The organism is Streptomyces sp. NPDC051315 (genome assembly GCF_044455165.1).
In the GTDB taxonomy this organism is placed as follows: Bacteria; Actinomycetota; Actinomycetes; order Streptomycetales; family Streptomycetaceae; genus Streptomyces.
In genome coordinates, this window is record NZ_JBITEN010000015.1 from 23417 (window position 1) to 35643 (window position 12227).

Annotated in this window: 11 protein-coding genes and 1 pseudogene; 6 read left to right on the plus strand and 6 right to left on the minus strand. The window is 73.2% G+C overall.

Annotation, left to right across the window (positions count from 1 at the left end):
- The first annotated feature begins 314 nt into the window (after positions 1 to 314).
- Both ACIBBD_RS26445 and ACIBBD_RS26450 read left to right on the plus strand, forming a co-directional pair.
- Positions 315 to 977: a bifunctional DNA primase/polymerase gene (locus tag ACIBBD_RS26445; RefSeq protein WP_399422041.1), complete on the plus strand. Its 663-nt coding sequence runs from the start codon at positions 315 to 317 to the stop codon at positions 975 to 977.
- 140 nt (positions 978 to 1117) lie between these two features.
- Positions 1118 to 1598, plus strand: a pseudogene (locus ACIBBD_RS26450) (ABC transporter ATP-binding protein); the annotation flags it as partial.
- Between the two features lie 128 nt (positions 1599 to 1726).
- Here the strand turns inward: ACIBBD_RS26450 and ACIBBD_RS26455 are convergent.
- Both ACIBBD_RS26455 and ACIBBD_RS26460 read right to left on the minus strand, forming a co-directional pair.
- Positions 1727 to 2662: an alpha/beta fold hydrolase gene (locus ACIBBD_RS26455; protein WP_399422042.1), complete on the minus strand. Its 936-nt coding sequence runs from the start codon at positions 2660 to 2662 to the stop codon at positions 1727 to 1729.
- 645 nt (positions 2663 to 3307) lie between these two features.
- On the minus strand, positions 3308 to 4000 hold the full coding sequence (locus tag ACIBBD_RS26460; protein ID WP_391234190.1) for an iron dependent repressor, metal binding and dimerization domain protein: 693 nt from the start codon (positions 3998 to 4000) through the stop codon (positions 3308 to 3310).
- 260 nt (positions 4001 to 4260) lie between these two features.
- Between ACIBBD_RS26460 and ACIBBD_RS26465 the strand changes: the two genes are divergently transcribed.
- On the plus strand, positions 4261 to 5016 hold the full coding sequence (locus ACIBBD_RS26465) for an SIS domain-containing protein (RefSeq protein WP_399422043.1): 756 nt from the start codon (positions 4261 to 4263) through the stop codon (positions 5014 to 5016).
- A 28-nt stretch (positions 5017 to 5044) separates the two neighbouring features.
- Here ACIBBD_RS26465 and ACIBBD_RS26470 read toward each other — a convergent pair whose 3' ends face one another.
- From ACIBBD_RS26470 to ACIBBD_RS26480, 3 genes are all read right to left on the minus strand, one after another.
- The gene (locus ACIBBD_RS26470; RefSeq protein ID WP_399422045.1) at positions 5045 to 6460 is read right to left on the minus strand and encodes a PAS domain-containing protein; all 1416 of its coding nucleotides are present in this window, start codon (positions 6458 to 6460) and stop codon (positions 5045 to 5047) included.
- Between the two features lie 112 nt (positions 6461 to 6572).
- Entirely contained in the window at positions 6573 to 7052 is a 480-nt protein-coding gene (locus ACIBBD_RS26475) for a GNAT family N-acetyltransferase (RefSeq protein ID WP_399422046.1), read from the minus strand.
- A gap of 34 nt (positions 7053 to 7086) precedes the next feature.
- Positions 7087 to 7491, minus strand: a complete 405-nt coding sequence (locus ACIBBD_RS26480) for a RidA family protein (protein ID WP_399422047.1) — start codon at positions 7489 to 7491, stop codon at positions 7087 to 7089.
- Between the two features lie 72 nt (positions 7492 to 7563).
- On the opposite strand from ACIBBD_RS26480, the gene ACIBBD_RS26485 reads away from it, so the two are divergent.
- The gene (locus ACIBBD_RS26485; protein ID WP_399422048.1) at positions 7564 to 8472 is read left to right on the plus strand and encodes a LysR family transcriptional regulator; all 909 of its coding nucleotides are present in this window, start codon (positions 7564 to 7566) and stop codon (positions 8470 to 8472) included.
- A gap of 678 nt (positions 8473 to 9150) precedes the next feature.
- A complete protein-coding gene (locus ACIBBD_RS26490; RefSeq protein WP_399422049.1) occupies positions 9151 to 10188 on the plus strand; it encodes an isopenicillin N synthase family dioxygenase in 1038 nt (345 codons plus the stop codon).
- Between the two features lie 16 nt (positions 10189 to 10204).
- Here ACIBBD_RS26490 and ACIBBD_RS26495 read toward each other — a convergent pair whose 3' ends face one another.
- A complete protein-coding gene (locus ACIBBD_RS26495) occupies positions 10205 to 11305 on the minus strand; it encodes a citrate synthase 2 (protein WP_399422050.1) in 1101 nt (366 codons plus the stop codon).
- A gap of 251 nt (positions 11306 to 11556) precedes the next feature.
- Between ACIBBD_RS26495 and pdxH the strand changes: the two genes are divergently transcribed.
- Positions 11557 to 12225: a pyridoxamine 5'-phosphate oxidase gene (gene pdxH, locus ACIBBD_RS26500; protein WP_399422051.1), complete on the plus strand. Its 669-nt coding sequence runs from the start codon at positions 11557 to 11559 to the stop codon at positions 12223 to 12225.
- Positions 12226 to 12227 lie beyond the last annotated feature (2 nt).

The following is a 12227-nucleotide window of genomic DNA, read 5'->3' on the forward strand; positions in this document are numbered from 1 at the left end:
CCCCCTGTGTCTTGGCGGCTCGCCTTCGGCTCGCTCGCCGTGTGGCTGCGGTGCCGTCCCGCGCACCGAGTTGACGTGTCTTCCACCGAGAAGTTCCGGCCGGGAAGATCGATGCCCCATGGGCAGGGCGAAAATGCGAGGCATGCGAGGATTGCCGGGGTAAAGGTGGAAGCCGACCCCCAAGCGTGACTACCCGCTCCCGCGCTCATTCCTCCTGCGCGCCCCCAGCCATGCACCCATGCGCCCCGGACGGGGAATCGATGCTCCTCCCCCGCGCACACGGGCGGGCGTAACCCCTGGTGACGCCCAGAGTTGTGTTCATCGTGGAAGAGACCATCGCGGGCACCGAAGCCACCCAAATCCCGAAGCAGCGCGGGGAATCGCTGCTGGACACCGCTGTTCGCTACGCCGAGGACCGTCACTGGGACGTCTTCCCCGGCACCTGGCTGGAAGCCGTCGACGGGGTGCAGCGGTGCTCCTGCGGTGACGCGGCGTGTCCGGCGCCCGGGGCGCATCCCTCGCGGCCGGACTGGGCGACGCAGGCGACGGGCAGTGCGACCGTCGCGCGCCGGATGTGGCAGAAGCAGCCGACCGCCTCGATCCTGCTGCCGACCGGGCGCACCTTCGACGCGATCTCCGTGCCGGAGACGGCGGGGTTCCTGGCGCTGGCGCGGATGGAGCGGATGGAGTTGACGCTGGGACCGGTGACGTTGGCGCCGGACCGCCGGATGCACTTCTTCGTCCTGCCGGGCGCGCCGGTGAAGCTGCCGGAGCTGATCCGCAAGCTCGGCTGGTCCCTGGGGTCGCTGGACCTCGTCGCGCTGGGCGAGGGCGCGTACGTGGCCGCGCCGCCCACGCGGTTCGGGTCGCGGGGGGCCGTGCAGTGGGCCTGCCGGCCGACACCGGCGAACCGGTGGCTGCCGGACGCGGAGGAGTTGATCTCGCCGCTCGCCTACGCGTGCGGCAGGGATCGCTAGGGGCGCCTTCCGATCGGCCAGGTTCCGGTACGGCGGCGAGTGCGGGTCGTTCGTGGTTGCTCGCGCCCATGCGGCGGGGCCGCATGCCGGACAACGCCGCGCGCCCTTCCGGGGCGCCTGATCCGCCGGAGGGTTCGGCCATGACCTCCGAAGCAGTCGTGGGCACAGCCGCCGTACGTGTGCGTGGACTCCGGAAGCGGTTCGGGCAGCAGGTCGCCGTCGCCGGCATCGTTCTGGACCTGCCCGCGGGGAAGTTCATCGGACTCGTCGGGCCCAACGGGGCTGCCCGAGGGGCCGCGGCTGTTCGAGCGTCTGTCGGGGCGTGAACTGCTCCATTGCAGCGGGCGGTTGCGGGGGCTCGCCGGGGACGAGGTCGACAAGCGGGCCACGCAGCTGCTGGACGTCCTCGATCCGGCCGGCGCCCGGCACAAGCTCGTCGCCGACTGCTCGACCGGCGTACGCAAGAAGACCGGGCTCACGGTGGCGCCGCTGCACCATCCCGAAGTCCTCTTCCCCGACGAGCCGTTCGAAGGCGTCGATCCCGTCTCCACGCAGACCATCCGGGGGGTACTGGAGCGGTACACGGCGTCCGGCGCGACGGTCGTCTTCCCCCCGCACGTCCACCGAGCCGGCCGCCGACAGGTGCGGCTCCGCCGCGAGGGCGCCGCCCCGCGTCGCCGTCCCACCAGGGACGCCCACGGTCGCCCCGGGCCGTCGACTCACCCCGTGAGGGCGGGCGACACCGGCCCTCAGGGGGTGAGGACCCCGTCGAGGAACGGCTCGATCGCCGCCCGCCAGGCCTCCGGCTGGTCGTAGTGGACGAGGTGCCCCGCGTCGGCGACCTCCGCGTACTCCCCGCGGGGCAGCACACGGACCATCTCCTGCGCCTCCGCGCGGCCCAGCTCGCCGTCGAGGCCGCGGACGACCAGGGTGGGGCACCGGACCTGGGCGAGCTCCTCCCAGTGGGCGTCGTAGACCCAGGTCTCGCGGGACTTCAGCATCTGCTCGGGGTCGAAGACGGGACGCCAGCCGTCGGCGGACTCGTGCATCACCTCGGCGTAGAACTCGCCGCGAGCCGGGTTCGGCCGCTCCACCCAGGGGTCGTCCTCGCCGAACCACTTGCGGACGTCGGCGAGTGTGGCGAAGGGGACGGGCCAGGACGCGAACCAGTCGGCCCACTCGCGCTGCGAGGCCACGCCGAGCGCGGAGGCCCGCATGTCGCAGATGATCACGCCGGAGACCAGGTCGGGGCGCTTGGCGGCGAGCTGCCAGGCGGTCAGGGCGCCCATGGCGTGGCCGATGAGGACGGCGGGGGCGAGGCCGAGCTGCTCGAGGGCGGCCTCGGCGTCCTCGACGTACGCCTCGCGGGTGAAGGAGGCCTGGGAGGGCTTCTCACTCTGGCCGTGGCCGCGCTGGTCGAGGGCGACCGCGCGGTGCCGTTCGGAGAGCCAGCGGGCGGTGGACGCCCAGTGCGAGGCCCGGCCCATCAGGCCGTGCAGTAACAGGACGCCGGTGGTCGGGGCGGGGGCGGCGGGCCCGGCCGGTGTCGCCCCGTCCGAGGCCGACTGGGCCGGAATCGTGGCTTCCGACCCGTAGTCCGACGGGTCGCCCTTGGGCGGGTCGCCGAACTCCCAGGCCGCCAGGCGCACCCCGGCCGCCCCCCTCACGTCGATGCGTCGCGCCATAGGTCCTGGCACCCCCCTACCTCCGCTCGGACCCGTCGCTCCCGCTCGAGCCGGCCGGTCCGGTCACGCGTCGTGTCTGCCGTCGTACCGCTGTGCTGCCCACTGCCTTCGTTCATCGCACGCCCCGCGCCGTCCGTCACACGCACGGTCCGTCACTCGCGAGGGTCCGTCACCCGCAGGCTATCGAATGCACATTCGAGAATGCCTGCGTCTGCGGCCAACACCCCTCGTACGAGTGACCACCCGCAAGGAATGATCGCCACCACCGAGGGGAGATCTTCAACGGGAGGCGGACCGCTCGGGGAAAACGGTCCGAGGGAACTGACCCTGAGAGCTCGGGGCTCCGGGTCGGTACAGGGGAGGACAGGCCCCGGTGCCCCACGGCACCGGGGCCCTCCCTTTGTCCGCGGCAGACCATCCCGCCCCCTCAGGTCATATGCCTCACGCGACAGACTGGCACGCGCGGCGCCGGAGCGCTGCGATTCGGCGCAGGGAATCCCCGATCCGACGACATCGACGGTCGCCCCAACCACCCCTGGCGCCCCAGGAATTGAACAATGCTCAGCACTCGGTCCGGCGTTCGACCGGTGTTCGACCCACCGTTCAGCCCGGCCCTCGGCTCAGCGCCGAGGCTCGGCCCGGCCCTCAGCGCTTGGCGACGAACACGTGGGAGGCGACGTCCGACGCCAGCTCGGCCGCCTCACCGCCGCTGCCCACCAGCACCCCGCCGGCCGACTCCGTCACGCTCACCACCGAACCGGGCTGCACACCCGCCCGACGCAGCGTGTACATCAGCTGCGCGTCCGTCTGGATCGGCTCGCCGATCCGGCGGACGACGACCGTCTTGCCCTCAAGGCCCGGGTCGAGGTCGGCGAGCGAGACCATGCCCTCGTCCAGGAACGGGTCGGCCCCGTCCTTCTCGCCCAGCTCCTCCAGGCCCGGGATCGGGTTGCCGTACGGCGACTCGGTGGGGTGGCGCAGCAGCTCGAGGACGCGTCGCTCGACGGCCTCGCTCATCACGTGCTCCCAGCGACACGCCTCCGCGTGCACCTGCTCCCACTCCAGGCCGATCACGTCGACCAGGAGACACTCGGCGAGGCGGTGCTTGCGCATCACGCGCGTGGCCAGCCGACGGCCCTCGTCCGTGAGCTCCAGGTGGCGGTCGCTGGCCACGGAGACCAGGCCGTCACGCTCCATGCGCGCCACCGTCTGGCTGACCGTCGGCCCGCTCTGGTCGAGCCGCTCGGCGATCCGGGCGCGCATGGGGACCACACCTTCCTCCTCCAGCTCGAGGATGGTGCGGAGATACATCTCCGTGGTGTCGATCAGTCCGGACATACGTGCCCCTTGATGAGATGTGCCGAAGGCTCGACGGCTCTCCGGCGCGTGCGCTGGCCCTGGCTTCAATTCTGCCGGATACCACTGACAACCGTGCCGCGCCGTGGGAAGGAGGCGGTCACGTCAGGGGCGGCACCGGCGTCGGCGGCCCTTCGGGGGCGCCGCCGACCGACCGTACCGCGCCGTATTGACAGGGCGCTGGTCCAGACCGCACCGTGATCCGCGACACGGACACCGGACACGGCAAAGGGGCCTTTCGGATGAGTGACCGCACGCCCGCCGCCCAGTTCTTCGACGCCGCGATCGGCCTGCTGCACCGGGTCCGCGACGAGGAGGCCGGGGCCATCGAGGCCGCGGGCACCCTGCTCGCCGACACCGTGGCCTCCGGCGGCCGCCTCTTCGCCTTCGGCGCCGGCCACTCCTCACTGGCCGCGCAGGACGTCGTCTACCGGGCCGGCGGCCTGGCCCTGATGAACCTGCTCCCCGTCCCCGGCGTCGTCGGCGTCGACGTCGTACCCGCCACCCTCGGCTCCGCGCTGGAGCGCGTCGACGGCCTGGCGGGCGCCGTCCTGGCCACCTCCCCGGTCCGCGCGGGCGACGCCCTCGTGATCATCTCCCTGTCGGGCCGCAACGCCCTGCCCGTGGAGATGGCCCTGAACGCCCGGGCCCTGGGCGTGAAGGTCATCGGCGTGACATCGGTGGCCTACGCCACGCAGACGACGTCCCGGCACTCCTCGGGGACCTTCCTGAAGGACCACTGCGACCTCGTCCTGGACTCCAAGATCGCCGTCGGGGACGCCGAGCTGACCCTCGACACCGTCCCGGTGCCCTTCGCGCCCGCCTCCACGGTCGTCACCACGGCCCTGCTCCAGGCCGTCATGGCCACCGCCGCCGCCTCCCTCGCCGACCGCGGCATCGAGCCCCCGCTGCTGCGCTCCGGCAACGTGGACGGCGGGTCCGAGTGGAACGGCCGGATCATGGAGGAGTACGGGGACCGGATCTTCTACCGGCGCTGAAGCACTCCTCCTCGTCCCGCCGCCCGTCTCAGACGCCCTGGCCGCCTCCGGGCGGCCCCGCCAGGTCCAGGGCCGCCGCTATGCGTACCGCGACGTCCTCGGCGTACGTCGCGTCGGACCGTTCGAACGCGGTGCGGGCCGCGCCGCGCAGGAACGTCACGACGCCGAGGGTGCGGCCCCGGCTCCGCAGGACGGCGCACAGGGCGTGCACGGTGTCCTCGGGCCACTGACGCGCGCGGGCCCACTCACGCGCCTGGTCCGGCGCCGCGGTGCCCGTCGAGGCGCGCACGGAACCGGCGCGGGCCACGCACTGCAGCGCCGGATGCCCCTCGGCGTACCACACGGGCAGCCCCGCGTGGCCGGTCAGCGCGCTGGGGCCGGGACCGCCCGAGGGCGTGGCCGCGACCCGTACCAGCCGCGGCGGCGCGTCGGACTCGCCGTCGGCCGCCGGGGCGCCCGCCACACGGTCGATCACGGCGTGGTCGGCGAAGCCGGCGAGCGCGAAGTCGAGATACACGGTGGCCGCCTCGGCCGGGTCCTCGCACTCGGCGGCCGCGCGGGAGGCACGGTGCAGCTGGTTGGCGCGGAAGCGCAGCAGCGCGGCCTCCTGCTCGCCCTGCTTGGCCTCGGTGACGTCCTGGAAGAGCCACCCGACCCCGAGCGGCACCGGCTCCTCGGCCAGCGGCGAGGCCAGCCGCAGGAACCCGCTGCGCCAGCAGCGCCGCTTCTCGCCCTCCGCAGTGCGCACCCCCACCCACATCTCGGCGGGCGCGGGCGGAGCGCCCTCGGCGAGGACGTGCGTCAGGGCGTTCTCCAGGTCCTCGACGCCCCGGGTGAGCAGCTCGCCCAGCGGGCGGCCCAGCACGGCCGTACGGCCGGTGCCCAGCGCGCGGGCGGCGTGCGCGTTGACCACGGCGGGGCGCAGGTCGGCGTCGACGAGGACGACACCCCAGGAGGCGTCCTCGAAGAGGGCCTCGCTGAGCGCGATGGAACGCTCCAGGTCGATCTGCGCGTGCACCTCGCTGAAGGCGCAGTACAGGCCGGCGGGCTTGCCGTCCGGGCCGCGCACGGCGGCGGACTGGGTGCGCACCAGCACGCGGCCGCCGTCCTTGGTCACCAGGGCGAACTCGTGCACCTGCCGGCCGGGCGCGTGCATGGCGGCCATCAGGCGGCCCTCGACCTCCTCGGCGTCCGCCTCGCGCACCGCCCACCCGGCGAAGCCGCGCCGTCCCACGGCGTCCTCGGCGGTCCAGCCGAGGATGCGCTCGGCCTCCCGGTTCCAGTGGGTGACGACGCCGTCGCCGTCGAAGGCGCACAGGGCCGCGTCCATGCCGTCGAGCAGCGCGGCGAGCAGGTCCGAGCCGTCCGGGCCCACCGGACCGGCCCGCTCGGGCTCGTCCGGACCCAGTTCGTCGGTGGTCCCACTACGCCGGGAAGCACTCACCTGGACCCCCTGCAGGTTCGCTCACGTGCCCTCATTCAACTGGAACGTGACGCAGCCCACATATGGTTCCCGCAAGATTGCAGAGGAATCGTTGTACCGCGGACCGGGCGCGTTACGGGGCTCGCTGCGCTCGGCCGGCCGCGGGGGGCGTGGCGGCCGGCCGCAGGTCGACCCAGACATCGCCCCCGCCGTCCAGCACGTACCGCTCGGTCCCCACGAAACCACGCGCGGCCGCGAACCGCAGGCCGTCCTCGTTGACGGCCGGCACGCACGTGTCGATCCCCCGGGCGCCCGGCACGCGCGCGTGCGCGAGCCCCCGGTCGTACAGGGCGGTGCCGTAGCCGCGGCGCCGGTGGGCCGGCAGCACGCGCGCGACGACCGTCGCCACCGCCTCCTCGCCCGCCGGCGGCCGCACCGTGGAGCAGCCGACGTGGACATCACCGGCGCAGGCGTTCTCCAGGCGGTAGCGCGCCGCACGCGCGCGTACCTCGTCGAGGGACATCGCGGCCGGCGGCACGATCGCGTGGTGGACGTACCGCCACTGCTCGAGCATGGCCTCACCGGCCACGGGATCCATCCGAAGATCCGTCACGGCGCCAGGGAAGCGTGCCCCCCACGCGCGCGCGTCAACGGGACCGCGTGCCTCGCGCGGGTCGCCGCGCGTACACCTCGATCTCGATCCTCATGCGGGGATCGGCGAGCCCGCACACCATCATCGTCGCGGCCGGCCGCACCTCCCCGAAACAGCGGCGCAGCACCGGCCAGCAGGGCTCGAAGTCGGCCCGTTCGGGCAGCAGGTACCGCACCCGTACGACGTCGGCGAAGCCGCAGCCCGCCTCGGCCAGCGCGGCGCCGACGTTGCGCAGACACTGCTCGGCCTGTTCGGCCACGTCGTCCGAGATCGTCATCGTCGCGTAGTCGTAGCCGGTCGTCCCCGACACGTGCACCCAGTCACCGTCGACGACGGCCCGGGCGTATCCGATCTGCTCCTCGAAGGGGGAGCCACTGAGAATGGCGCGTCGCTCGGTCATGGCCGGGACGCTAGGTGAGCAGGGGCGATACGTCCAATACGCGATCGCGACAGCTCTGATATCTCTGCGGATATGGAACGCCCGGAACTTCCGCTCCCCCAACTGCACGCGTTCGTCGTCCTCGCCGAGGAACTCCACTTCGGCCGGGCCGCCGGCCGGCTCGGCATCGCCCAGCCGCCGCTGAGCCAGCAGATCCGGCGCCTGGAGGAGAAGGTCGGCCACCCCCTGTTCACCCGGGCCCCGGGCGCCGTCGCCCTCACCCCCGCCGGCCACGCGCTCCTGCCCGCCGCCCGCCGCGCCCTCACCGGCCTCGCCAACGGCCTGGCCGCGGCCCGCGCCGCCGGGGACGGCCGCACCGGCCGACTGCGCGTCGCCTTCGCCGCGTCCCTCGCCCCCACCGTCCTGCCCGGCCTCCTGCGCGCCCACCGCGCCCGCTTCCCCGGCGTCCACCTGGACCTCCGCGAGATGACGACCGCCCCCCAACTCACCGCGCTGCGCGAGGGGACCGTCGACGTCGGGCTCCTGCGCGAGCCCCCGCCCCAGGACCCCGACCTCTCCTTCACGACGCTCCTGACCGAGCCCTTCGTCGCGGTCCTCCCGACCACCCACCCGCTGGCCGCGAAGCCCACGGTCCCCCTCTCCGCCCTCGCGCACGCCCCCTTCGTCCTCCTCCCGCGCGAGGCCGGCCCCGGCCTCCACGACCGCATCACCACCCTGTGCGCCTCGGCCGGCTTCACTCCGCACGTCGCCCAGGAAGCCGTCGAGTGGGTGACGGTCTGCGCCCTGGTCGAGGCGGGCCTCGGCGTCTCCCTCGCACCCGCGGGCATCCGCCGCGTCCGGCTGGAGGGCGTCGTCTTCCGTCCCGTGGACCCGTCCACAGCCCGCACGACCGTGGCGGTGGCCCGGCGGACGGGGGAGGAAAGCCCGCTGGTGGACGCCCTGCTGGCCACGATCACGGGGCTCACGGTCAGCCCGGCGTGACAGAGTCCCCACCCTGGGCACGGACGAGTTCCGCCAGGTCGTCGAGGGTGCCGGGTACGGCCAGGGCATCCGGGCGGAGTCGCCGACGTCGGCGTCTCGAAAAAAATGGTTGAGCGAGGATGGCCCGGTTCTTAGGGTGGAGGTACCGAAGAGAGGAGGTGGTTCGGAGCATGTATGCACACCGGACGTCGGAGGTGGCTGCGGGCTAGCACCCGCCACCACACGCAGTGCGGTGCCGGACCAGCGTGCGCGAGACGCACGCAGCCGGCCAATCCAACGCAGTCACCCGACCCGCGAGTCGCCGGTACGTCCGGCCGGCCCCTCCTCACGGAGGACCAGACTCGCGGGTCGTCTGCGTCTTCGGTGCTTCCGCGCATTCGGAGATTCCGCGCGCTCCGAGATTCCGCCCGTTCGGAGATTCTCCGGTGGGTGATCCGCGCCACGTACGGATCTTTCGGCAAGCAGTACGCTGTCCGCATGCTTTCGCTCGTTCGACGCCGCCACGTGGACTACGTCCGCGTCACGAGCATGGGCTGTCGACGCTTCGTCTGAGCTGTCCGGCCTTCCTGTCGCGGCCCTTCGGGTCGCCTCGCTTCTCCTCCTCCCGCCCATCCGGCACCCGTGCGCCGCCCCACCCACGGCGTTCGCGCGGGACCCGTACACCCTGCGGATGCACCCATGACGAACGTGACCCAGACGTCTGCGAAGCCGTCGTACCAGCAGTTGCCGATCATCGACCTCTCCGCCGCCGACCGCGGGCCCCGGGCGCGGGCGCTGTTGCACGCGCAGTTGCACAGTGCCGCGCACGACGTGGGGTTCTTCCAGCTCGTGGGGCACGGCGTGAGCGACGAGGAGACCCACGCGCTGCTCACCGCCATGCGCCGCTTCTTCGCCCTTCCGGAGGCCGAGCGGCTCGCGATCGACAACGTGAACTCGCCGCACTTCAGGGGGTACACCCGCACCGGCGACGAGCGGACCGGGGGGCGGCGGGACTGGCGGGACCAGCTCGACATCGGGGCGGAACGGCCGGCGCGGATCCCGGGGCCCGGGGAGCCCGCGTACTGGTGGCTGGAGGGGCCCAACCAGTGGCCCGGCGGTCTGCCCGAGCTGCGGGTGGCCGCCCTGCGGTGGATCGAACGGCTCAGCGGTGTCGCCGAGAAGCTGCTGCACGAGCTGCTCGCCTCGATCGGCGCGCCGGCCGACTTCTACGACCCGGTCTTCGGCGAGCGGGCGCATCCGCATCTGAAGCTGGTGCGGTATCCGGGCAGCGCCGGGGACGGCGCCGGCCAGGGGGTGGGGGCCCACAAGGACTACGGGTTCCTGACCCTGCTGCTGCAGGACGCGGTGGGCGGGCTGCAGGTGCAGCGGGAGGACGGGCTGTTCCACGACGTGCCGCCCGTCCCCGGCGCCTTCGTCGTCAATCTCGGGGAACTGCTGGAGGTGGCGACCGACGGGTATCTCGTCGCCACCAACCACCGCGTCGTGTCGCCGCCCAGCGCCGTCGAGCGGTTCTCCGTGCCGTTCTTCTACAACCCGCGGCTGGACGCGCGGATCGAGCCGCTGCCCTTCCCGCACGCCTCCACAGCGCCCGGTGTGACCGACGATCCGGCGAACCCGCTCTTCGCCGAGTACGGGTTCAACGAGCTGAAGGGCAAGCTGCGGGCGCACCCGCTGGTGGCGGAGCGGCATCACGCGGAGCTGCTCAGCCCCGCGTGACGCCCCGCGGCTCGCGTCAGTGCGCGATGTCCCCGTAACCCTCGATCTCCCGGGGGTCGCGGGGGCCGGGGCCGATGTAGCGGGCGGAGGGGCGGACCAGGCGGCCGGTGCGCTTCTGTTCCAGGATGTGCGCCGACCAGCCGGCCGTGCGGGCGCAGGTGAACATCGAGGTGAACATGTGCGCCGGGACCTCGGCGAAGTCCAGGACGATGGCCGCCCAGAACTCGACGTTCGTCGCCAGGACGCGGTCGGGGCGGCGGGCGTGGAGCTCGGCGAGGGCCGCCTTCTCCAGGGCCTCCGCGATCTCGAAGCGGGGGGCGCCCAGCTCGCGGGCGGTGCGGCGCAGCACGCGCGCGCGGGGGTCCTCGGCGCGGTAGACGCGGTGGCCGAAGCCCATCAGGCGTTCGCCCCGGTCGAGGGCCTGCCTGACGTACGCCTCGGCGTCCCCGGTCCGCTCGATCTCCTCGATCATGCCGAGGACGCGGGACGGGGCGCCGCCGTGCAGGGGGCCGGACATGGCTCCCACGGCGCCGGAGAGGGCCGCGGCGACGTCCGCGCCGGTGGAGGCGATGACACGGGCGGTGAAGGTGGACGCGTTCATGCCGTGTTCGGCGGCGGAGGTCCAGTAGGCGTCGACGGCGGCGACGTGCTTGGGGTCGGGCTCGCCACGCCAGCGGATCATGAAGCGCTCGACGACGGACTGGGCCTTGTCGATCTCGCGCTGCGGGACCATGGGGCGGCCCTGGCCGCGGGCGGACTGGGCGACGTAGGACAGGGCCATGACGGCGGCGCGCGCGAGGTCCTCACGGGCCTGCTCGGCGTCGATGTCGAGGAGGGGTTTCAGGCCCCAGACGGGGGCGAGCATGGCGAGGGCGGACTGGACGTCGACGCGGATGTCGCCGGAGTGGACGGGGATGGGGAACGGCTCGGCGGGCGGCAGGCCGGGGTTGAAGGCGCCGTCGACGAGCAGGCCCCACACGTTGCCGAAGGAGACGTGGCCGACGAGGTCCTCGATGTCGACGCCCCGGTACCGGAGTGCGCCGCCCTCCTTGTCGGGTTCGGCGATCTCCGTCTCGAACGCGACGACTCCTTCGAGCCCGGGTACGAAGTCGGACATCAGGCGGCTCCTCGAGATGTGTGCGACAGATGGTGCGTCCGATGGCGCCGGTGGATCCACGGTCCCTGCGGGGACTCGCGGTCCTGGGCGGTCACCCCGTTGATGCCCCGCGCGGCCGGCGGTCACCCAACCGGGATGGCATCAGCACCATATCCCCGAGTGCCACCTTTGGGGAGCCCTCGCGGCACTCAGTGCCACCTTTGGTGGGGTGGTCTTCCGGTGGGCGGCCTTCCATACGGCAAGATGACCGCGTGAACGCCGCAGACGCCGTCTCCCCCGATCCCGCCTCGATGCGCAAGCAGTACCGGGCCGAGGGCCTCGCCGAGTCCGACCTGGCCGCGACGCCCGTGGAGCAGTTCGCGCGCTGGTTCAAGCAGGCCGCGGCGGAGGCCCACCTGTTCGAGCCGAACGCCATGGTGGTCGCCACGGCGGACGCCGAGGGGCGGCCCAGCTCCCGCACGGTGCTGCTGAAGCACTTCGACGAGCAGGGCTTCGTCTTCTACACCAACTACGACTCCCGCAAGGCCCGCGACCTGGCGGAGAACCCGTACGTCTCGCTGCTCTTCCCGTGGCATCCGATGGCCCGGCAGGTCATCGTGCAGGGGGTGGCCCGGCGTACGGGCCGGGACGAGACGGCCGCGTACTTCCGTACCCGGCCGCACGGCTCGCAGCTCGGCGCGTGGGCCAGCGCCCAGTCGTCGGTCATCACCACCCGCGCCGACCTCGACGCCTCCTACGCCGAGCTCGCGGCCCGCTACCCGGAGGGCGAGCAGGTGCCGGTGCCGCCGCACTGGGGCGGTTTCCGGGTGGCGCCGCAGTCGGTGGAGTTCTGGCAGGGGCGGGAGAACCGGTTGCACGACCGGCTGCGGTACGTGGCGCGGGCGGACGGCAGCTGGCGGGTGGAGCGGCTCAGTCCGTGAGC